Below are 21756 nucleotides of genomic sequence, written 5' to 3'. Positions count from 1 at the left end.
CCCGCACCCGGGGAAGGTGCGGGCTCGGGGCCGGACGCTGGGTCGCCGGGTTCTCGACCGCCAGGGAACCGGCGGTCGAACACGGCTCAGACGCCGAAGAGGCTGAGCACCCAGAAGACGACCGCGGCCATGAGGCCCGCCGCGGGCAGGGTGAGGATCCACGCGACGAGGATGTTGCCCGCCACCCCCCACCGCACGGCCGAGAGCCGCTTGGTGGCGCCCACGCCCATGATCGCCGAGGAGATCACGTGCGTGGTGGAGATGGGCGCGTGGAAGCCCATCGCCGCGATGTACAGGATGGACGACGCCGTCGCCTCGGCGGCGAACCCCTTCGGCGGGTCCAGTTCGATGACCTTGCGGCCGAGGGTGCGCATGATGCGCCACCCGCCGGCGTAGGTGCCCATGGACAGCACCGCGGCGCTGACCAGGATCACCCAGAGCGGTACGTGCCCGAGGTCCTCCTGGTAGCCGGTCGAGACCAGCGCCAGGACGATGACGCCCATGGTCTTCTGCGCGTCCTGCAGGCCGTGCCCGAACGCCATGGCGGCGGCCGACAGGGACTGCGCGATGCGGAACCCGCGGCTGACCTTGGCGGGCTTGGCCCGCCGGAAGATCCACATGATGGCGACCATGAACAGGTAGCCGAGGAGGAATCCGGCGAACGGCGAGATGACCATCGGGATGATGACCTTCTCGACGACCTTGTCCCAGCCGATGGTGGTCGCGGCGGCGATGCCCGCGCCGACGAGACCGCCGATGAGGGCATGCGACGAGGACGAGGGGAGGCCGAACCACCAGGTGATGAGGTTCCAGACGATGGCGCCGGCCAGCGCGGCGAACACGACGGCGAGGCCGCTCAGCCCGTCGAGATCGGGGAGGATCTCCGCGATCGTCTTGGCGACTCCGACGCCGACGAACGAGCCGAGCAGGTTCATGACCGCGGCCATGAGCAGCGCCGCCCGCGGTGTCAGCGCCCGGGTGGACACCGAGGTGGCGATGGCGTTGGCCGCGTCGTGGAAGCCGTTGGTGTAGTTGAAGCCCAGGGCCACCGCGACGACCGCGACGAGCGCGATGGTCTCGGTGGACGGGCCCAGGTAGAAGACGAAGAACACCGCGACGGCGATGGTGATGAGCCCGCCGATGACGGACACCCAGGTGGTGCGGGCCTGCTTGGTGCTGGCGCCGGTGGCGAAGTCCACCGGCAGCTCTTCGGTCTCCTTGACCAGGTCCGGCCCGGGACCCTTCGCGGTCATGATTCCTTGACCGCGATCGTCTCGATGGTGTTGGCCACGTGCTCGAACGCGTCGGCCGCCTCTTCCAGCCGGTCGACGACCTGCTGGAGCTTCATGACCTCAAGGGGCTCGTACTCACCGCTGAACAGGCGGGCGAGGAGGCGGCGGTGGATCCGGTCGCCCTCGTTCTCCAGCCGGTTGATCTCGATCCAGTACTCGCTCAGCTCCCGCATGGACTTGAGCCGGGGCATCGCCTCGGCCGTCAGCTCAGCGGCTCGTTCCAGCACCTCGACCTGCCGGAGCACGTCGGACGGCAGCTTGTCGATCTTGTAGAGGACGACGAGATCGGCGGCTTCTTCCATGTAGTCCATCACGTCGTCGAGCTGCGAGGCCAGGTCGTAGATGTCCTCGCGGTCGAACGGGGTGATGAAGCTTTCGTTGAGTCGGTGCAAGATCGCGTGAGTGCATTCATCGCCCGCATGCTCGCAGGCGCGCATCTTCTCCGCGATGGCCTCTCGGTCAGCGCCTTCGCTGATGAGTTCCACGAGAAGACGGGCCCCGGTCACGATGTTGTTCGCCGAGTCGGCGAACAGATCGTAGAAGCCGTCTTCACGAGGTGTGAGACGCAAGCGCACGTTCTTCTCCTAGTGCGGGAACTGTCCGCGTGTGATCGTAGGCGCAGTTGCCCGAGTTGACGAACCTTGTCCGAAGATTTCGTTCGTGTTCACCACCGTCCACCTGTGATGGTTACCAATGATCGGTGCGGACACACGCCGCGACACTCGCGTTTTGGGGACTCGCCCCGCGCGCACGTACCCGACAACGGAGAAGGCCCACGCCGCTTCGCGGTGTGGGCCTTCTCACCGGGCGTCCGGCCTGCGGACGCCCTCGACGGGGCGGCTGATCAGCCGAAACGTCCGGTGATGTAGTCCTCGGTGGCCTTCTCCGTCGGGTTGGTGAAGATCTTCGAGGTGTCGTCGAGCTCGATGAGCTTGCCGGGCTTGCCCGTCCCGGCGATGTTGAAGAACGCCGTCCTGTCGGACACGCGCGCGGCCTGCTGCATGTTGTGGGTGACGATGACGATCGTGTACTGCGACTTCAGCTGGGCGATCAGGTCCTCGATGGCGAGGGTGGAGATCGGGTCCAGCGCCGAGCACGGCTCGTCCATGAGCAGGACCTGCGGCTGCACCGCGATCGCGCGGGCGATGCACAGGCGCTGCTGCTGACCGCCGGACAGGCCCGCGCCCGGCTTGGCGAGCCGGTCCTTGACCTCGTTCCACAGGTTGGCGCCCTTGAGGGACGTCTCGACGATGTCGTCGAGCTGGTTCTTGCCCCTGACGCCGTTCAGCTTGAGGCCCGCGGCGACGTTGTCGTAGATCGACATGGTCGGGAACGGGTTCGGCCGCTGGAACACCATGCCGACGACGCGGCGGACCGCGACCGGGTCGACGCCCGCGCCGTACAGGTCCTGGTCGTCGAGCATGACCTTGCCGTCGACGCGCGCGCCGGGGATGACCTCGTGCATGCGGTTGAGCGTCCGCAGGAACGTCGACTTGCCGCAGCCGGACGGGCCGATGAAGGCCGTCACCGAGCGGGGCTCGATCGTCATGGAGACGCCCTCGACGGCGAGGAAGCCGCTGTAGTAGGCGTTGAGGTCGGAGACCTCGATCCGCTTGGCCATGATGCTTTGTGCTCCTTGTCCTGGGACGGCTATCGGATCGAGGTCCTGCGCGCGATCAGCCGCGCGCCGAGGTTCAGGACCATGATGATGAAGATGAGCGTGAGGGCGGCGCCCCAGGCGCGGTCGACGGCGACGAGCTGGGAGTCGGTGCTCTGCTCCCAGATGTAGGTCGGCAGCGACGACTGCGCTCCGCTGAACGGGTTGAAGTTGATCACCTTGGTGACCCAGATCGTCAGGACCAGCGGCGCGGTCTCGCCCATGACGCGGGCGACCGCCAGCATGATGCCCGTGATGATGCCGGTGAAGGCGGTCGGCAGGACGACCTTGGTGATCGTGCGCCACCGCGGAACGCCGAGCGCGTAGGAGGCCTCGCGCAGCTCGTTCGGGACGAGCTTGAGCATCTCCTCGGCGGAGCGGACGACGGTGGGGATCATCAGCACGGCCAAGGCGAGCGCGCCGGCGAAGCCGGACTCCTTGAAGCCGAGGATGAGGATCCAGAAGCTGGCGACGAACAGGCCGGCGACGATCGACGGGATGCCCGTCATGACGTCGACGAAGAAGCTGATGACGCGGGCGAGCCGCTTGTCCCGGCCGTACTCGACGAGGTAGATGGCGGTGAGCACCGCGACCGGGATGGCCATCACGCTGGCGAGCAGCACCTGCTGGAACGTGCCGACGATGGCGTGGTAGATGCCGCCGCCCGCGTCGCGGGCGCCGATGCCGTTCATCGAGCGCAGCAGGAAGTCGGAGCTGATGACCCCGATGCCTTCGCTGATCACCTTGTAGAGCACGCTGATCAGCGGGATGACGGCGAGCGCGAAGGCGATGTAGACCGCGACGAGGACGATCCTGTCCTTGATCTTGCGACCGGCCGACGTCGCGGGGATCGCGAGGCTCGTCTTGGTGGTGACGGCGCTCATTCGGTGAACTCCTTGCGGCGGGAGACGATCGCGCGGGCGCCCATGTTGACGACCATCGTGATGAGGAAGAGCACGAGGCCGGAGGCGATGAGGGCGCTGCGGCCGATCTCGCCCGATTCGGGGAAGCTGCGCACGATGTTGGCGGCGAAGGTGTTGCCGCCGGGCTCCAGGATGCGCCAGTTGATCCCGACCACGGTGGACAGCACCAGCGCGATGGCGACGGTCTCGCCGAGCGCGCGGCCGAGTCCGAGCATCATCGCGCTGACGACGCCGGAGCGGCCGTAGGGCAGCACCGCCAGGCGGATCGTCTCGTAGCGGGTCGCGCCGAGCGCCTGCGCCGCCTCGATGTGCGGCGTCGGGACCTGGAGGAAGACCTCGCGGGAGATGGAGGAGATGATCGGCAGGATCATGATCGCCAGCACCACAGAGCCGATGAAGATCGACTGGCCGCCCACGTTGTCGCCCGCGAACAGCGGGATCCAGCCGAGCCAGGTGTTGAGGAACTCCACGACGCCCTCGGAGTTCGTCACCAGGAAGTGCAGGCCCCACAGGCCGTAGACGATGCTGGGCACCGCCGCGAGCAGGTCCACCACGAAGCCCAGCCCATCGGCGAGCCTGCGCGGCGCGTAGAAGGAGATGAACAGCGCGATCCCGATGGAGACGGGCGTGGCCATGAGGAGGGCGAGGGCAGCCGACATCAGCGTGCCGAAGGTGAGCTGGGCGATGCCGAATCGCGGCGGGTCGTTGTTGGCGAGCCACTGGGTGTCGGTGAGGAAGCTGCCCTCGTTGGCCCGGAGGGCGGGGATGGCCTTCCACACCAGGAAGAGCGAGATCGCACCCATGATGATGAGAACGAGCGTGCCGGAGCCGAGGGCCGCGCCGGAGAAGATCCGGTCGCCCTTCCTGCCCGTGCTGATCGCCCTTCTCTTCCGCGCCGCGCCGACGGCCCTGCTCTGGACGTCGTCGATGCTGGTCACACCAGCCCCTCCCTCGGGATCTTTTGCCATTTCCCTGTAACCGGGTGAGGCCCCTCCGCCGGTCTCGGCGGAGGGGCTTCGGTCCTGCTCTGCGCTCAGTGCCCTGCTCGGTTTCTAGAGAGAGCGGTCTCAGGCGGCCGAGATGGCGTCCACGGAGGCGCGCACCTTGGCGATGATCTCCGCGGGGATCGGCGCGTAGCCGAGGCCCTTGAGGGCCGCCTGGCCCGCGTCGGAGGAGGTGTAGGTGAGGAACGACTTCACGAACTCGCCCTCGGTGCCGGTGAGGCCCTTCTCGCAGGCGATCTCGTAGGTGACCAGGACGATCGGGTAGGCGCCCGGGGTCGCGGTCTTGTAGTCGAGCTCCAGCGCGAGGTCGTTGCCGGTGCCGACGATCTTGGCGCCCGCGATGGCCTTGGAGGCCGAGTCGGCGCTCAGCTCGGCGTACTCGCCCGCGCCGTTCTTCACCTTGGCGGTGGACAGCGCCGCGTTCTCGGCGTAGGACATCTCGATGTAGCCGATGGAGCCCGCGGACTGCTTGATCAGCGTGGTCACACCGTCGGACTTGGTGCCGCCCTGGCCGCCGGGGGCGGTCCAGACCTTGCCGCCCTCGAACTTCCACACGTCGGGGGCGACGGCGGTGAGGTACTTGGTGAAGTTGTCGGTGGTGCCCGACTCGTCCGCGCGGTGCACGGTGGTGATGTCGGTGTCCGGCAGCTTCGCGTCGGGGTTGTCCGCGGCGATCGCCGGGTCGTTCCACTTCTTGATCTCGCCCGCGAAGATCTTCGCCAGGGTCTCGGGGGAGAGCTGGAGGCCGTCGACGCCCTCCAGGTTGTAGGCCACCGCGACCGGGCCGACGACCATCGGCAGGTTCAGCGCGGTGTTGCCGGCGCAGCGGGCCTGCGCGGCGGTGGCCTCTTCGGGCTTGAGGGCGGAGTCAGAGCCCGCGAAGGACGCCTGCTTGGCGTTGAACGCCTCGATGCCCGCGCCCGAACCGCTCGGGTTGTAGTTCAGAACGGCACCGGCGCAGTTCGCGGTGTAGTTCTTGATCCACTCGTCGATCGCGTTCTTCTGCGCGCTCGAACCGGCGGCGTTCACGGTGGCCTCGACGCAGTTGCCGCTCTCGGGCGCCGTCGAGGCGTCCACGTCGGCGTTGTTGTCAGAGCCGCAGGCGGAGAGCGACAGGGCGCCGCTCAGGATGACGCCGCCGAGGGCCGCAAGCCGGATGCCGTTCTTCACGGGTTGTTCCTCCAGTCGATGCGGTGATCCCCGTGCTAGGTCAGGGAGGTGGGGTCACCGTCAGGAATGAAGGTAGGAAGCCCAGGTGAACGGCTCGGAGCGGTCCAGGTGAACGCAGAGTGAACAGCGTTGGGATGCTTCGGGAAGAATGTCTCGATTTGGCGTTGCCGTCAGGTGAACGAGCGTCCGAACTGGACGTCGACCTGGTACCGGCGGAACCCGAGGGACTCGTAAAGCCTCACGGCACTGGTGTTCTCGCCGTCGACATAGAGCAGGACGGTGTCCAGGCCGAGATCCTTCAGGTGATACAGGCCACGGAGCGTGAGCGAGCGTCCCAGGCCCACTCCCTGCTGCGCCGGATCGACTCCGACGACGTAGACCTCGCCCATCCCGTGGGGGTGGCCGGGCTCGGCCGGATGCACCTTCGTCCAGTGGAAGCCGACGAGCTTGTCGTCCTTGGTGGCGACGAAGAAGCCCTTGGGGTCGTACCAGGACTCGGCCATCCGGCGGCGGAGGTCCTCCTCCGTCCACTGGCCCTGTTCGGGGTGGGAGGCGAAGGAGGCGGCGTTGAGGCGGAGCCAGGCCGCGGCGTCGCCTGGCTGGAAGGTGCGCAGCGTGTATCCGGCGTGGACCCGGTTCACCGGCAGCGGCTCTGCCAGCGGACGGCGCATCTGCAGGAGGGTCCGGACGGGCCGCAGTCCCTGGGACGCGGCGAGTTCGGCGGCGCCGGGAAGGTCGCCGTGCGCCCAGATCCGGACGTCCTGCGGCAGCTCGGCCAGCAGCCGGGCGCCGATGCCGCGGCGGCGCAGCGCCGGGTCCACGACCACCTCGGCGGACCCGGCCTCGGCGAAGGCGTAGCCGGCGAGCACGTCGCCCTCGTGGACGAGATGGTGCTCGCCGCCGCCGTGCCGCACGGCCAGCAGGGTCTGCTCGGACAGGGGGGCAACGCCGTCGGCCTCGGCGGCCCGCTCGGCCAGATCGAGGACGGAGGCGGACTGCTGGGCTGACAACTCATGCACGACGACCATAGATCGCCAGCTTATTCGTCAGTCCGTTCGTACGTCACCACCAGGCCGCACTCCGTGCACTCGGAGATGTTCTCATCAATCTCCAAGTGACACGTATGACGGAGATCTTTAGTGTCATCCGTGGACTCCTGTCTCCGTACTCCCGAAGGATCCGCATGATGCCCTCCAGAAGGACGCGCAGCCTCCGCAACACCCTGCTCGCCGGCACCGTCGCCGCCGTGCTGGCCGCCGCCACGGCCCCCGCCGTGCAGGCCGAGCCGAAGCCGAAGGGCCCCAAGGACCCCTCAGTCCCGGTCCGCATCCTCGCCCTCAACGACTTCCACGGCAACCTTGAGCCGCCCACCGGCTCGTCCGGCCGGATGGTCGACGAGACCGGCGCGACCGTCGAGGCCGGCGGCGCCGCCCACATCGCGGCGTGGATGGACCGGCTGTCGGACGAGAACACCCTCAAGGTCGCCCAGGGCGACCTCATCGGCGCGACCCCGCTGATCTCCGCCGCCTACCACGACGAGCCCAGCGTCGAGTTCCTCGGCGACCTCGGCATCACCGTCTCCTCGGTCGGCAACCACGAGTTCGACGAGGGCTACGACGAGCTCAAGCGGATCATGAAGGGCGGCTCCCACCCCGTCGACGGGGCGTCCCCGGCGGGCGAGTGGAAGGGCGCCGAGTACCAGTACATCGGCGCGAACGTCTTCCTCGAAGACGGCACCAGGCTGCCCAAGGTCCCGGGCATGGAGCTGCTGTCCAAGATCAACAAGAAGCGGCTGGCGGCCCTCGTCAAGAAGTACGGCGTGCCCGCGCTGCCGCCCATCGCCGTCCGCGAGATGAACGGCCAGGAGATCGGCTTCATCGGCGCGGTCACCGAGAACACGCCGAACATCGTCACCGCGGCCGGAATCGCCGGCCTGAGGTTCGGCGGCGTCGTCAAGTCCGCCGAGTTCGGCTCCCGGCTGCTGAAGGAACTCGGCGTCGACGCCCAGGTGCTGCTCGTGCACGAGGGCGACAACGTCTTGACCGGCAAGTCCCCCGACACCTGCTCGACCACCACCGACCCCGACGGCAGCGCCGGCGCCGGCACCGAGATCGCCGCGAACGCCGACCCCGAGATCGACCTCATCCTCTCGGGCCACTCGCACCAGGCCTACGTCTGCACGGTGAAGGACCCCGCCGGCAACGACCGCCTCTACAGCCAGGGCGGCTCCTTCGGCCGGGTCATCTCCCAGGTCGACCTCGAGATCTCCCGCAAGACCGGCGAGATCGACCGCTCCTCGGTGACCATCGACAACCAGATCGTCACCCGCGCCATTTCGGACGAGGACACCGCCACGTTCGTCCAGACCTGGAAGGACCGGGTCGCCGGCGTCGCCAACAAGCAGGTCGGCTCCGTCACCGCCGACATCGACCGGAAGGCCACCCCGGCCGGTGAGAGCCCGCTCGGCGACCTCATCGCCGACTCCCAGCTCGCCGCGACCAAGACCGGCGGCGGCGCCCAGATCGCGCTGATGAACCCCGGCGGCATCCGCACCGACCTGCTTTACGCGCCCGACGGCGTCATCACCTACGGCGAGGCGTTCACGGTCCAGCCCTTCAGCAACCTCATGCAGGTCGTGACGCTCACCGGCGCGCAGATCGACGCGCTGCTGGAGCAGCAGTGGACCGCCGCCCGCACCGCGGTGCTCCAGCCGTCCGCCAGCCTGACCTACACCGCCACCCTCGCCAACGCGTTCGGCGACCGCGTCAGCGGCATCGAGATCGACGGCGCCCCCGTCGACCCCGCCGCCTCCTACCGCGTCTCCGCCAACAACTTCCTCGTCGGCGGCGGAGACGGCTTCTCCGTCTTCACGCAGGGCACCGACCTGTGGAGCGGCCCCCTCGACCTCGACGGCTTCACCGCGTACCTCACCGCCAACTCCCCCGTCTCCCCGCCCGCCACCACCCGCATCAAGTACTGAGCTGAAGCGTGAATGAGGCCCGCTCCCCGGAGCGGGCCTCATTCACGATTTTCACTTCGGCAGCGCCGGGATCTCAGGCGCCCGATCACGCGACGCCGAAGGCGGCGCAATCCAACGCAGTTACTTCGGGAGGGAGAACAGGGGGCGCACCTGCTCGGCGATGTCGGCCAGGCGGTAGATCGGGTTGGTGCCGCGGAGGGGCTCGTCCGCCGACGGGACGTAAGCGGTGGGCAGCGGGGTGCCCTTGCAGGAGGTGCCGGCCTTCGGGTACTTGCCGTTGATCAGGTAGTTCTCGACGATCCTGTCGACGCAGGAGTTGCCGCCCAGGTAGATCGCGTGGTCGCCCTCGTTCTTGACGGTGACCAGGCGGCTGTTGGGGTACTTCTTGTGGGCCGCGACCGCGCCTTCCATCGGCGTGGCGGGGTCCAGGGCGGTCTGGATCATCAGCATCCGCGGGCCCTTCCGGCCCGTCAGGTGCTTCAGGACGGGGTTGCCCGCCGGGTTCTTCCAGTACACGCAGGGGTTGTCGACGAGGTAGTAGCCCATGAGCGGGTACTTCTTGCCGGACGCGACGGCCTGGGCCTTGAGGTCGTTGACCGAGCCCTTCCACTTCGCGTCGTTGCAGGTGGTGTTGAGGTACGTGGCGTCCATCCCCGCGTACGGGTTCTTGGCCAGCACCAGCTTCCCGCCGCGGGCGCGCGCCGCAGCCGGGAACACCAGCGAGATCACGTAGTTCAGGTTCTCCGCCGCGTACGGGAACGCCATCTTCGCGTACATCGCGTTGGCGAGCATGTAGTCGAGGGCCGGGCCGTCGATGACCTCCTCGGCGGTCACCCCCTCGTCGATCTCGTACACGACCTCGACGCCGCCCGTCTTGAGGAGGGAGGTGCGGACCTTCTCGTACTGGGCGAGGACGTCCTTGGCGGTCTTGCCGAGCTTGTACGTCGCGTCGTTCGCGGCGACCCAAGGCGCGAACTGCTTGACGAAGCGGGTGTGGAAGCCCTTCGCCTGGAGGGTGCTCGCCCGCTGCCAGGTGGAGGTGAAGTCCACGTTGGAGTCGAGGACGAAGCGGCGGGTCCGCTCGGGGAAGTACCGCGCGTAGTGCGCGCCGAGCCAGGTGCCGGCCGAGTAGCCGAGCCAGTCGATCTTCTTGACCTGGGCGCCGGACGAGTCGCGCATGGCGCGCCGGATCCACTCGAGGTCGTGGACCGTCTGCCAGGTCGTCACGTACTTGGACGGGAGGGCCTTGGCGCCCTTCTTCTGGCAGGCCGCCGCGTTCTTCTTCGCCGCGGCGAGCAGCGCGTTCGCGCCGGACGCCTTGCGCGCGTCGCCCACCGCGTAGGTGAGGTTCCCGCAGCTCGCCTGGGTGCCGTAGCCGGTGCCGCGCGGGTCGATCCCGATGATGTCGAGGTTCTTGAGCATGCTCTTGCGGCCCGCCTCGACGAACAGCAGGGGCAGTTCGAGGCCGGGTCCGCCGGGGCCGCCCGGGTTGGTGAACAGCACGCCCTTGGGCTTGCCGCTCAGCGCCTTCAGCCGGGAGACGGTGAGGGTGATCTTCTTGCCGCTCGGCTTCCGCCAGTCGAGGGGCGCCTTGAGCGTCCCGCACTGGAGCCGTCCGTACGCGGCGGGCGCGCCGATCAGGGGCCCGAAGCAGTTCTCCCACTTGATCTTCGCGGCGGGGAGCGCGCGGAAGGGGTCGGGAGCGGCTGTGGCGCCCGTCGGGCTGAGGGCCGCTCCCACCAGGGCCAGGGTTAGGACGGGACCGGCCCATCGGGCGACGCTACGCCGCATGCATCCTCCTCGCGGACAAACGGGAGGGCCCCCGGCCGATGTCGGCCGGGGGCCCTCCCTACAGAGTTCTCAAGGAGAGTTTCACGGACATAAGCGGCGGGTAAATACACGCGGCCCGAAAGTCGCCCTTTCGAGTCTCGACCGAGACGTTCCGCAGACGAAGCGGCAGAGGGGTCGTACGGCGCTCGCGCGGGGTCCGTTGAACGCGAAGAGCCCCCGGGCAACGTCGCACGGGGGCGTCTCAGCCTGCGATGACTCCGCTACTGGCCGGTAGGAACGTTCCAGCGGCCGATGGCGAGATCATGTTCAGTTCTTGCCGGCCAGCGCCTCTTCCTCGGCACCGGGGCGGTGGTCGGGGACGAAGCGGTAGCCGACGTTGCGGACCGTGCCGATCAGGGACTCGTACTCCGCGCCGAGCTTGGCGCGCAGGCGGCGCACGTGGACGTCCACGGTGCGGGTGCCGCCGAAGTAGTCGTATCCCCAGACCTCCTGGAGCAGCTGGGCGCGGGTGAAGACCCGGCCGGGGTGCTGCGCCAGGTACTTCAGCAGCTCGAACTCCTTGAAGGTGAGGTCGAGCACCCGGCCGCGGAGCCGGGCGGTGTAGGTCGCCTCGTCGATGGTCAGGTCGCCGGAACGGATCTCTCCGGGCTGGTCCTCCGCCTCGCCGGCCGACGAGCGGCCGATCGCGAGTCGGAGCCTTGCCTCGACCTCCGCCGGACCGGACGCCTGCAGCAGCACGTCGTCGAGTCCCCATTCGGGGGTGAGGGCAGCGAGGCCCCCCTCGGTGACGACGGCCATCAGCGGGCAGTCAAGACCGGTCGTGCGCAGCAGCCGGCACAGGCTCTTGGCCTGCACCAGGTCGCGGCGCGCGTCGACGAGGATCACGTCGGCGGGTGGTGCGTCGATCAGGGCGGACGCCTCCGCCGGTGCGACGCGGATCGAGTGCAAGAGCAAACCCAACGCCGGAAGAACCTCATCTGACGGTTCCAGCGCGTTGGTGAGCAACAGCAAGCTGCTCAACGGCCGCCTCCCTCTCTTGCCTTTCGGGGGTGAATCTCCCCTTAAAGACGTCAAGGACCCGGGGGCCTCATCGCCCGGATCCTTCGCTAGAAGCTTATACGAGCCCTCGAAACCGGCAATGGTCGGCCGACCGATTCATTACGGGCGATACATGAATGAGATCCTTGGACGATGGCCAACGGAGTGATCCGCTACTGGGCCGCGGCCAAGGCCGCCGCCGGTGTCGCGGAAGAACCATACGCTGCCGAGAACGTCGCGCAAGCCCTGGAGAACGCCTGCGCGGGAAGGGATGCCGCGTTCCGCGACGTCCTTCGGCGCAGCTCGTTCCTCATCGACGGCGCTCCCGTCGGAGTCCGCCCGCACGCGTCCGTCGGGCTTCCCGAGGGAGGCGTGCTGGAGGTTCTGCCGCCGTTCGCGGGTGGTTGAGGTCACATCGAGAACTTTTCCGGCACTACCCTTCGTCTCACCGTTGGTAGCCCAGGGAACCCGGAGGCCTGATGCGCAAGGTGCTGCTCGTCCTGCTCGTGCTGATCCTCGCCGGAGTCTTCGGCGCCGACCGGTTCGCGGAGTCCCGCGCGGAGGCGGAGGTCGCCCGGCAGGTCGCGGTCCAGTACCGGCTGACGAGCGAGCCCGCGGTCTCCTTCGGCGGCTTCCCGTTCCTCACCCAGGCGCTGTCCGGCAAGTACGACTCCGTCGACATCGAGATCGGCGACTACGCCGACCAGGGCGTCACCTTCCAGGACGTCGCGCTGCGGGTCGAGGGCCTGAACGCGCCGCTGTCGGATCTGATGAGCGGCGACTCCTCGTCGATCACCGCGGACAAGGCCATCGCCTCGGCCGTCATCCCCTACGGCGTCGTGCAGAAGCAGCTCGCCGAGCGCGGGGTGACCGCGGTCTCCCGCAGCGCCGACGGCAACGTCCTGGCCAAGGGCACCTACCAGGCCCCGCTCGTCGGCGAGGTCCCGATCGACCTGATCGTCTCCCTCAAGGTGACCGCCAAGGGCGTCGCGGTCGTGCCCGAGAAGGTGACCGCCGTCGGCATCCAGGTGCCGCTCGCCTCGGTCAAGGAGATGTTCACCTACACGATCCCCGTCGTCGGCCTCCCGCTCGGCGCGAAGATCACCGACGTCTCGCCGACGGACGCGGGCCTCCGCGTCACCGGAGAGGCAGTGAACGTCCCGCTCGACCAGGGCGCCCTGTAACGCGGGCGAGACGATCGGTCATGCCCGTCGCGTAGATTGCGGGCATGACCGGAGTTCTCGTCGCCGCGGCGACCCTCGCCGTGTGCACGGTCTTCGGGCTGGTCAGGCAGCGGCGGGGCGGACGGCTGAAGGCGCAGAAGAAGATGGCGGAGCAGACGCGCACCTGGGACTTCGAGCTGGGGGAGCGGGCCACCCTCCTCCAGTTCTCCTCCGCGTTCTGCGCGCCCTGCCGGGCGACCCGGCGCGTCCTCGCGGACGTGGCCGGCATGGTCGACGGGGTCCGCCACATCGAGATCGACGCCGAGGACCACCTCGACCTCGTCCGCGAGCTGAACGTCCTGAAGACCCCGACGGTCTTCGTCCTCGACGCCGGGGGCGCGATCGTGCAACGGGCTTCCGGACAGCCCCGCAAAGCCGATGTCATCGCCGCTTTGGGCCGTTCCACCACGGTCTGAACCCCTTCCTACCTGCCGAAATGATCTCCTTACCGCGTGGTAATCGTCTCGTCATACGAGACGGGGGTGACATCCGGCGAGAAGGCTCGTAACATCGGGTCCGTGCGTTACTGGACAGAGCAGATGCTGACGAAGCGACGGGCGGTCGATTACTGCCGCGTCGCCACAGCGCTCTGTCGCATGGCCTGAGAACAGCCGTAGCCGCTGTCGCGGGGAGTACCCGCACCGTCCAGGCGCCCGCACCTCTTGCTTCCTGAGGGAGCGAACCCATCATGAGAGTCGACCCGCGAGGGCAGCGTTTCGCTGCCGCAGCGACCTCGATCGTCCTGCTGGCCGTCCTTCTCACCGGGAACTGGGTGCTTCTCGCCGCTCAGGCCGTGGTGTTCGCCGTCGGAGTCTTCTTCGGATTGCGTCACCATCCGTACGGGCAGCTCTTCGCCCGCTTCGTACGGCCGCGCTTGGGCCCGCCAGGAGAACTCGAAGACGAGGCCCCGCCGCGATTCGCGCAGGGTGTCGGTCTCGTGTTCGCGCTGGTGGGCGTGGCCGGATACAGCCTGGGAGCCACGTGGCTGGGCATCACAGCCACCGCCTTCGCCCTCGGGGCGGCGTTCCTGAACGCCGCGTTCTCGTTCTGCCTCGGGTGCGAAATGTTTCTGATCATCAAGCGTGTCACGCCGAAGAAGAAGTTCTCCTAGAGGAGGTTCCGTAATGAGCCGCAACGACGTCCTGGTGGACGCCGCCTGGGTCGAGGCCAACCTTGACGCCCCCGGCCTGGTGCTGGTCGAGGTCGACGAGGACGTCTCCGCCTACGACGGGGGCCACATCCGTGGCGCCATCAAGATCGACTGGCAGACCGAGCTGCAGGACCCGGTCCGCCGCGACTTCGTCGACCAGGTCGGCTTCGAGCAGCTGCTCTCGTCCAAGGGCATCGCGAACGACGACACCGTGATCCTGTACGGCGGCAACAACAACTGGTTCGCGGCCTACGCGTACTGGTACTTCAAGCTCTACGGCCACGAGAACGTCAAGCTCCTCGACGGCGGCCGCAAGAAGTGGGAGCTGGACTCCCGCGAGCTGGTCAAGGACGTCCCGACCCGCCCGGCCACCGACTACAAGGCCAAGGCGCAGGACCTCGCGATCCGCGCCTTCCGCGACGAAGTCGTCGACGCGATCGGCACCAAGGGCCTGATCGACGTCCGCTCCCCCGACGAGTTCTCCGGCAAGCTGCTCGCCCCGGCCCACCTCCCGCAGGAGCAGGCGCAGCGCGCCGGCCACGTGCCGACCGCCCGCAGCATCCCGTGGTCGAAGGCCGCGAACGACGACGGCACCTTCAAGTCCGACGAGGAGCTGCGCGAGCTGTACACCGAGGCCGGTGTCGACCTCGCCAAGCCGATCATCGCCTACTGCCGCATCGGCGAGCGCTCCTCGCACACCTGGTTCGCGCTCAAGGAGCTGCTGGGCCTGCCCGACGTCAAGAACTACGACGGTTCCTGGACCGAGTACGGCTCGCTCGTGGGCGTGCCGATCGAACTCGGCCCCGCCAAGTAACACCCGGCCGAAGCCAGTTCGGTAAGAGAAGCTCTAGGGAGACACAGTCATGACCCAGGGATGCGCCGCCCCGGCCCAGACCGCCCACATTCCGGCCACCGTCGACCTCAACAACGAGGCCGTGATCCAGGGCACCGTCCTGCGGGACGGCTCCCCGGTGTCGGGCGCCTACGCCCGCCTGCTCGACTCCAGCGGTGAGTTCACCGCTGAGGTCGTGACCAGCGAGGAAGGCGTCTTCCGCTTCTTCGCCGCCGACGGCTCGTGGACCGTCCGCGTCCTGGCCCCCGGCGGGGTCAGCGTGGACTCCTCGGTGACCGCGGAGACCGGCACGATCGCCGGCCTCGAAGTGGCCATCTGAGCGGACCCGCTCGCAAGTGAGGGCCCCGTGACGCGCACCGCGTCGCGGGGCCTTCTCGCGTCCGGACAGTGGGGCGCCGCGTCAAGGAAAGGTAAAGTGCGTTCGTATGGTCGACCCCGGCAACCAAGACCCGTTCCCGTACCAGCACCCGCCGCAGGCTCCCGGCGAGGAAACGCAGCTCGGCACGCCACTGGTGCACCCCGGTCAGCCGCAGGGCGCGCCGCCGTCCTTCGCCCAGCCCTCCGACGCCCAGCAGGGCGCAGCCCAGCAGGGCGTCTTGCCGCATGGCGCCTTTCCGCACGACGCGGCCTCGCAAGGCGAGGCTCCGCAGCCTCCCGCCGCGGCTCCGCAGCCCGGACCCGGCACGCCGCCGCCGTTCGCGCCGGGCACGCCGCCGCCGTTCCCCGCCCCGCAGCCCTTCGCCCAAGGCACCCCGCCGCCTTTCGCGCCGCCTTACGGGCCGGGTTACCCGCCGCAGGGCTCTCCCGCGCCTTTCGGCGAGGGCGGATTCCCCCCGCCGCCGCCGCTCGCGCCCAAGCCCAATCCCGTCGTCTTCGCGATCGGGGCGATCACCGCGATCGTGGTGGTCCTCGTCGCGGGGCTCGTCGCGATGCACTTCGTCAGGAGCGACGACGAGAAGAAGCCCCCCGAGGTCTCGATGCCGTCGGTGAGCGTGCCGCCCATGCCGACGGTGTCGGCCGTGCCGACGGAGGCGCCGACCCTTCCTGCCGCGTCCGAGCCGCGGCAGGTGCCCGACATCCTCAAGGCGTCGGTGAAGACGGCGTTCGGCACGACCTACACGCGGGCCGGGACCGCGTCGGGCAAGTGCCCGTCCATCGCGCCGAAGGCCCTGCGCAAGGCGCTCGCCAAGAACCCCTGCATAGGGCAGTACCGGGGCGCGGTCTACAGCAGTCCCAAGAAGGACGCGGTCGTGACCGTCATCATCATGCCGCTGAAGAACGCCGACGCGGCGGCCGCGGTCAAGCGCGCGGGCAAGTACCCGTACCTCATCGCCCCGAAGAAGGGCAGTGGGGTGAAGTCGTTCGGCAAGTCGCCCGTCCAGACCTGGTCCCAGATCCAGATCAAGGGCAACCTCGCGCTCTTCGCGATGGCGTACCGGTCGGACATGGGCAAGACCGACAAGGGCGGCGTCGCCAACAAGGCGTCCGGCGAGCTGGGCGCGGAGCTGAGCGCGGTCCTCGCGTTCCAGTGACCCGCCGGCGGACGGCGGGCGACACCCGGGTGAAATGTGTCATATGCCCGACTTGGCATGAAGGCTCCCTGCCTGTTCCGTTGAACTCGGGGCGGATAACGGGCAACCTTCTTACTCTGTGACGAGTAGGAAACCTGCACACCGGCGACCTCCGCGGAGGCGCCGGACCTGGACGACGTGAGGTGGGCCGCACGGTTATGGACCGGGTGTTCGTCGGCTGGCGCTACGCCCAGGCGCATCCCGACCCGGGGCCGGCCCCCCGGCCTCCGTCCTCGCACGTCCGGGGCGCCCCCACCTGGCAGGAGGAGGCCGAGCGCTTCGAAGGGCAGACCCTGCTCAACCGGCCGCTCAAGTACACCGCGGGCGCCTCGGGCGCGGCGGCGGCGTTCCTGCTCGTCCTCGGCGTCCTCGACTGGCTCCCGTGGCCGTTCGCGCTCGTCGGGCTGCTGGCCTGCGCCGTCGTCGCGGGCATCACCGGATGGGCCATCTGGCAGGGCGAGCAGGCGATGCGCATCCGCCGCCGCGCCGAGCGGGCCAGGCAGGACGGGGAGCGGGCCAGGGTGGAGCGGCGCCGCGCGGAGGCCGAGGACGGCTATGTCCGCGCCCGAATCCGCTGGGAAGAGCAGCGCGCCGCCTATGAGAGCCAGCCCGAATGGCATCCCGTGCCCGTCCCGCCCGGCGTCGACCGTGTCGACGTCGCCGGAGGCACCCTCGCCGGATGGTCCGCGGCCGTCACCCTCATGGGCTCGGCCCGCCTCGCGGCCGGCGCCCAGGTGACCGTCCTCGACCTGTCGGAAGGGGCCGTCGCCCGCGACCTGCTGCGCGCCGCCGCCGACGATCCCCTCGTCTGGGTGCTGCCCGCCGACCTCCGCCGCTTCGACCTCGGCGCGCGGCTGAGCCCGTCGGCGCTCGCGGACGTGCTGTCGGTCGTCGTCAACGCCACCGAGGCCGAGTCGACGGTCCGCGACACCTCCATCGACAACTCCATCCTGGAGCGGGTCATCGCCGTCCTCGGCGGCGCGCCGCGGATCAGCCAGATCACCGCCGCGCTCCGCGCCCTCGGCCAGGTCGGCGACCCACGCGACGACCTGCGCGCCGGCCTGCTCACCGAGGCGCAGCTCGATCGGCTCACCACCCTGTTCGGCAGGACCGCCGCCGACCGGGTCGTCCTGGAGCGCGCGTGGACGCTGGAATCCCAGCTCCGCAAGCTCGACGACCTCGGCGCCGAGACCGTCCACCTGCCGCCGGCCCGGCTGCGCGTCGTCTCCCTCGACCGCAGGGCGGGCGTCCTCACCAACAAGGTCCTCGGCACCTACGTCGCGACAGTGCTCACCCACCTGCTGCGCCAGTCGCCCGCGCAGCACCCGTGGGGCCACACCGTGTTCCTCTGCGGCGCGGAGAAGCTCCGCGGCGACGTCCTCGACAGGCTCACCGACGCCTGCGAGACGACCGGCACGGGCCTCGTCCTGCTGTACCGGACGGTGCCGCCGCACGTCAGGGAACGGCTCGGCCGCGGCAACAGCGCCGTCGGGTTCATGCGCCTCGGCAACGCCGACGACGCCGCCGCGGCCGCCGCCTACCTGGGCGCCGACCCCCGGCTCCTGCTCGCCGAGACCACCGTGAAGACAGCCCCGGAGGAGCCCAAGGGCCCCTACCCGTCGACGATCGCCTACGCCCGGCGCAAGCAGGACGAGCACATCCTGACCGCGCCCGTCGCCGTGCCCGCCCAGGTGGGCCCCACCCTCCTGGACGCCATCCGCACCGGCCCCTGGCCCGGCACCGTCGCCGACGCCCACACCCCCCAGCAGACCCGCGACTTCCGCCCCGAACGCCGCCAGCTCCAGGACCTTCCCCCCACCGCCATGGTCTTCGCCCACGAGGGCACCATCCACCTCATCGACACCAACCCGGGCATCCTCACCCTCCCCACGGCGGTGCCCCTCACGGCGGACGGCAAGGACTGATCCCCGTACTGGTCGGCACGAACCGGTCGGCACGGCCCGGCGGCACGGCCCGACGGCCTTCAGGCCCAGGCGAACGCGACGGGCAGCGCCAGCCACAGCGCGGGGAAGACCAGCGGGGGCAGCAGCCAGGGCGACCGGATGGGGAAGCCGAGCAGCAGCCGGAACACCGCGACCCCCGCGACACCGGGCACGGTGACCAGGAACAGGGACCACAGCCCGAGGCCGGGGTACTCGCCGAGTATCGCCGCCGACGAGCCCAGCATCAGCACCGTCACCGGCCACAGGAGGCCGAACCCGAGCACCGCCAAGGCGAGCATGGTGACGAAGGCCTTGGCGATCCACTGATTGAACGTGTTCAACATGCCGTCGAGGCTAGCGTTCCAGCAGGTCGGGGTGCTCGTCGGGGGGCGGTTCTATGAAGCGGTCGGGCCAGGACAGGACGGTCGGGAGCCAGGGGACGGCCAGGGACGTCGTCAGGTGGTCCAGATGGGCGTCGGCGGGGAGGCCCACGGAGACCGTGTCCAGGTCGGTCTCGAAAGGGTCGGGCGGGGTGCCGACGAGGGCGGTGAGCGCGGTGGGGCGGTTCGCCGGGAGGTCCATGGACAGGGGATGACGGCGCAGCGCGTGGAGGCGGTGGCCCATCTTGACGGCGGGGTCGCGGGAGCGCAGGCCGGGCAGGACGTAGTCCAGGGGAGGGGCGGGCGCGTGGGCGTCGGGGTCGGGGACGTCCAAAGGCAGGAGCTTGTCTATCTCGTGGAGCCAGCGCAGCTGCGGGATCACGAACCCCGGCCCCGGCGGCTGCGTCGCGACAGCCCCGCCCAGCAGGGCGCCCGCCGCGGCGGTGACGTGCCAGGTGAGGTCCGCCGGGTCGAACGTGTCGCGCAGGGCGCGGGCCCGGCGGTCGATGGTCCGGTCCACGACGGTCGCGAGCATGCACTCGCGGGTGCGGGGTGCGAGCCGCCGCCAGGCGCGGCCCAGCTCCGCGGGCACCTCCGGCAGCGGCCGGTTCACCAGGTGGGCGAGCACCAGGACGTCGGTCCACAGCCGCAGCCAAGCCTGCTCGGTCCCGCCCGCCAGCAGTTCGGCCTCGCGCAGCTCCCGCAGCGAGCACGCCCGGCCCGACCGGCACTCCCGTCCGCACGCCGCCGACCGGCGCCCGTCGATCGGCGGAGGCGGCCCCGGCATCCTGCGCTCCCTGCCCTCCCCGTGCGGGACGCGGACGCGCAGCGGCCGGTCCATCCCGTCGGCGAACACCGCCGCGACGCCCGGCCGCAGCGACACCACCTCGCGCGACTGCTCGGTGTCGAGGTTCATCGCCGAACCCACCACATGCCTGTCGTCGTAGGCCGGAAGCCGGTGCACGATCTTCAGCGCGGTGTTCTTCACGACGTCCGGGATGAGCTTCACCGGGATCTGCTCGGCCACCACGATGCCCTCGCCATAGGCGCGGATCTCCGCGAGCAGCCCCGCGAACAGCTCCACCGCGTGCGCGCCGGCGTGCTCCCGGTGCCGCAGGAGCCGGTGCGCCTCCTCGATGACGATGACGTGCCGCAGCCCCGGCGGACGCTCCTCGCGCGCCCGCATCCGCAGATGCTCCACCACCCGGATGATGAGGGTGCCCATGAGGAACGCCTTGTCCTCGTCGTTGGCCACGTCCTCGATCGCCAGGACGACGTTCTCGCGCAGCAGCCCGCGGATGTCGGCGTCGTGGCCGCCCTCGAAGAACCGGCCCGCCGACCCGATCCGCAGGGACCGCAGCCTGACGTCCACGAAGCCCTTCACGTCGGCCATCAGCTCCTTGCCGTAGCCGACGTCGTCGATGACCTCCAGGGCGGCGCGCTGGAGCTGCTCCAGCGTCGGGACGGCGGGCGGGACGTGCGCGCCGGGCTTGCCCGCGCCCGTCACGACATCCCAGCCGTTCTCCTCGTACACCCGCTGCAGAGCCTGCGCGATGATCTGCGGAAACGGCTCGTCGGCCGCGAACGCCGCCTGGAACAGCGCCCGGACCATGTCGATGTGCGCCTGCACGGGATAGCCCGGCTCGGGCGCGAGCGGGTTGACCGACAGCGGGACCGCCGCCGGATCCGAGGGGTTCACGACGGTCACCGGGGTGCCGATCCGGCCCGCCATCGCCGCGTACTCCGACTTGGCGGGCTCGATCGCCAGCCACGGGACCCCCGCCGCCGTCAACTGCTCCAGCAGGTGCCGCACCGTCTGGGACTTGCCCGATCCCGTCGCCCCGGTGACGAAAGCGTGCCGGTTCAGCGTCTCCAGCGGCACCGTGAACGCGCCGACGGGCCTGTCCCGCCCGTCCAGGATGTCGCCGAGGACGAGGCCGCCCGGCGGGGTCTCGGAGGTGACGTCGAAGGAGCCGGAGTCCAGCACCCGCACGCCCGGCACCTCCCGGCGCGGCAGCCCGGCGAGCGGCGCGAGCACCCCGGCCGTCGCCGCGAAGGGGAACCCGTCCTCCGCGCCCGCCAGCGCCTCGCGCAGCATCTGCACGCTTCGCCCGGTGCGCAGCCGGTAAGGGTGGTGGCCGAGCTCCACCGAGCCGACGAGGACGGGCGCGACCCGCTCCAGATCGGCGGCGCTCGCCGCGCCCGCGAGCACCCGCACGTCCCACAGCGCGCCTTCCCGGTAGGTGTCGAGTTCGGCGAGGCGGCGCTCCAGCCGCTCGAACCCGCTCTGCTCGTCGCGGCGGGCGACGCGCAGCTCGTGCCGGACCGCCCGGATCTCCTCGTCGAGCTCGGGTTCGCTGCGCGCCTCGGCCGCGACCAGCCAGCCGAACGGCCGCCCCAGCAGCGTCACCAGCATCGACTCGAACAGCGACGCGCCCTCGGCCGCCGCGGCGGGCAGCGGCGGCGCCTGGCGGCCGGGGCAGCGCGTCCACACCAGCCGGGCCGCCTCGGCGAGCCAGTCCGCCCGGTACGGCACACCGCGGGCCCCGTTCGGGAACAGCAGCCCGCCGTCCGCCGACACCGCGTTGGTCACCAGCTCCAGCGGGGTGCCGCCGCCCCGCGACAGCCAGCCCGCGACGAACGGGCGGCGCTGCTGCGCCGCCGACAGCGCGGCGGGCAGCATGGTGAGGAAGTCCCATTCGGGCGATGCCGTGCGCTGCGCCGCAGGCACCGCCTCGATCCGCATCCACGGCCCGGGTGCGGGCTCCGCCGAGGCCATCG

At 69.9% G+C, this 21756-nt stretch carries 21 protein-coding genes; 10 read left to right on the top strand and 11 right to left on the bottom strand.

The genetic code is table 11. The features are described from left to right. Window positions 1–86: 86 nt before the first annotated feature. From ACYVOM_RS06400 to mshD, 7 genes are all read right to left on the bottom strand, one after another. On the bottom strand, window positions 87–1253 hold the full coding sequence (locus ACYVOM_RS06400) for an inorganic phosphate transporter (protein ID WP_460302263.1): 1167 nt from the start codon (window positions 1251–1253) through the stop codon (window positions 87–89). Beyond that, a complete protein-coding gene (locus ACYVOM_RS06395; protein WP_460302262.1) occupies window positions 1250–1867 on the bottom strand; it encodes a DUF47 domain-containing protein in 618 nt (205 codons plus the stop codon). The genes ACYVOM_RS06400 and ACYVOM_RS06395 overlap by 4 nt, the downstream gene beginning before the upstream one ends. A gap of 269 nt (window positions 1868–2136) precedes the next feature. Beyond that, window positions 2137–2913 carry a phosphate ABC transporter ATP-binding protein PstB gene (pstB, locus tag ACYVOM_RS06390; protein WP_460302261.1) on the bottom strand — a complete coding sequence of 259 codons (777 nt, stop codon included), beginning with the start codon at window positions 2911–2913 and terminating at the stop codon, window positions 2137–2139. A 29-nt stretch (window positions 2914–2942) separates the two neighbouring features. Further along, on the bottom strand, window positions 2943–3833 hold the full coding sequence (pstA, locus tag ACYVOM_RS06385; protein ID WP_460302260.1) for a phosphate ABC transporter permease PstA: 891 nt from the start codon (window positions 3831–3833) through the stop codon (window positions 2943–2945). Continuing rightward, a complete protein-coding gene (pstC, locus tag ACYVOM_RS06380) occupies window positions 3830–4810 on the bottom strand; it encodes a phosphate ABC transporter permease subunit PstC (RefSeq protein ID WP_460302259.1) in 981 nt (326 codons plus the stop codon). Before pstC ends, pstA begins: the two co-directional genes overlap by 4 nt. 129 nt (window positions 4811–4939) lie before the next feature. Then, window positions 4940–6046: a phosphate ABC transporter substrate-binding protein PstS gene (gene pstS, locus ACYVOM_RS06375; protein ID WP_460302258.1), complete on the bottom strand. Its 1107-nt coding sequence runs from the start codon at window positions 6044–6046 to the stop codon at window positions 4940–4942. A gap of 170 nt (window positions 6047–6216) precedes the next feature. Then, window positions 6217–7074 carry a mycothiol synthase gene (gene mshD / locus ACYVOM_RS06370; protein ID WP_460302257.1) on the bottom strand — a complete coding sequence of 286 codons (858 nt, stop codon included), beginning with the start codon at window positions 7072–7074 and terminating at the stop codon, window positions 6217–6219. Window positions 7075–7229: 155 nt separating this feature from the next. Here mshD and ACYVOM_RS06365 point away from each other — a divergent pair, with 155 nt between their 5' ends. Next, window positions 7230–9026: a bifunctional metallophosphatase/5'-nucleotidase gene (locus tag ACYVOM_RS06365; protein WP_460302256.1), complete on the top strand. Its 1797-nt coding sequence runs from the start codon at window positions 7230–7232 to the stop codon at window positions 9024–9026. Window positions 9027–9146: 120 nt separating this feature from the next. On the opposite strand, the gene ACYVOM_RS06360 is transcribed toward ACYVOM_RS06365, so the two are convergent. Both ACYVOM_RS06360 and ACYVOM_RS06355 read right to left on the bottom strand, forming a co-directional pair. Further along, entirely contained in the window at window positions 9147–10817 is a 1671-nt protein-coding gene (locus tag ACYVOM_RS06360) for an alpha/beta hydrolase (protein ID WP_460302255.1), read from the bottom strand. A gap of 306 nt (window positions 10818–11123) precedes the next feature. Further along, a complete protein-coding gene (locus ACYVOM_RS06355; RefSeq protein WP_460302254.1) occupies window positions 11124–11837 on the bottom strand; it encodes a winged helix-turn-helix transcriptional regulator in 714 nt (237 codons plus the stop codon). Between the two features lie 171 nt (window positions 11838–12008). On the opposite strand from ACYVOM_RS06355, the gene ACYVOM_RS06350 reads away from it, so the two are divergent. From ACYVOM_RS06350 to ACYVOM_RS06310, 9 genes are all read left to right on the top strand, one after another. Beyond that, window positions 12009–12263 carry a MoaD/ThiS family protein gene (locus ACYVOM_RS06350; protein ID WP_460302253.1) on the top strand — a complete coding sequence of 85 codons (255 nt, stop codon included), beginning with the start codon at window positions 12009–12011 and terminating at the stop codon, window positions 12261–12263. 71 nt (window positions 12264–12334) lie between these two features. After that, window positions 12335–13039, top strand: coding sequence for an LmeA family phospholipid-binding protein (locus tag ACYVOM_RS06345; protein WP_460302252.1), 705 nt, complete (start codon window positions 12335–12337; stop codon window positions 13037–13039). Window positions 13040–13182: 143 nt separating this feature from the next. Continuing rightward, window positions 13183–13494 (top strand): TlpA family protein disulfide reductase, encoded by a 312-nt coding sequence (locus ACYVOM_RS06340; protein ID WP_460302362.1) that lies wholly within the window; start codon window positions 13183–13185, stop codon window positions 13492–13494. 123 nt (window positions 13495–13617) lie between these two features. Then, window positions 13618–13683 carry a putative leader peptide gene (locus tag ACYVOM_RS06335; protein WP_413774902.1) on the top strand — a complete coding sequence of 22 codons (66 nt, stop codon included), beginning with the start codon at window positions 13618–13620 and terminating at the stop codon, window positions 13681–13683. Window positions 13684–13766: 83 nt separating this feature from the next. Beyond that, window positions 13767–14189 carry a DUF4395 domain-containing protein gene (locus ACYVOM_RS06330; RefSeq protein WP_460302251.1) on the top strand — a complete coding sequence of 141 codons (423 nt, stop codon included), beginning with the start codon at window positions 13767–13769 and terminating at the stop codon, window positions 14187–14189. Between the two features lie 13 nt (window positions 14190–14202). Beyond that, complete coding sequence (locus ACYVOM_RS06325) at window positions 14203–15042, top strand: sulfurtransferase (RefSeq protein ID WP_460302250.1); 840 nt, start codon at window positions 14203–14205, stop codon at window positions 15040–15042. 49 nt (window positions 15043–15091) lie between these two features. Next, entirely contained in the window at window positions 15092–15400 is a 309-nt protein-coding gene (locus tag ACYVOM_RS06320; protein ID WP_460302249.1) for a DUF1416 domain-containing protein, read from the top strand. Between the two features lie 106 nt (window positions 15401–15506). Beyond that, window positions 15507–16613 carry a hypothetical protein gene (locus tag ACYVOM_RS06315; RefSeq protein ID WP_460302248.1) on the top strand — a complete coding sequence of 369 codons (1107 nt, stop codon included), beginning with the start codon at window positions 15507–15509 and terminating at the stop codon, window positions 16611–16613. Between the two features lie 197 nt (window positions 16614–16810). Continuing rightward, window positions 16811–18577, top strand: a complete 1767-nt coding sequence (locus tag ACYVOM_RS06310) for a hypothetical protein (protein ID WP_460302247.1) — start codon at window positions 16811–16813, stop codon at window positions 18575–18577. A gap of 59 nt (window positions 18578–18636) precedes the next feature. On the opposite strand, the gene ACYVOM_RS06305 is transcribed toward ACYVOM_RS06310, so the two are convergent. Together ACYVOM_RS06305 and ACYVOM_RS06300 are read right to left on the bottom strand one after the other, a co-directional pair. Further along, window positions 18637–18939: a hypothetical protein gene (locus ACYVOM_RS06305; protein ID WP_460302246.1), complete on the bottom strand. Its 303-nt coding sequence runs from the start codon at window positions 18937–18939 to the stop codon at window positions 18637–18639. Between the two features lie 10 nt (window positions 18940–18949). After that, on the bottom strand, window positions 18950–21754 hold the full coding sequence (locus ACYVOM_RS06300; protein ID WP_460302245.1) for an ATP-binding protein: 2805 nt from the start codon (window positions 21752–21754) through the stop codon (window positions 18950–18952). Window positions 21755–21756 lie beyond the last annotated feature (2 nt).

It is taken from the genome of Actinocorallia aurea (assembly GCF_054783995.1).
Note: the sequence above shows the minus strand (reverse complement) of the source record. Positions and strands in the feature narration are given on the sequence as shown.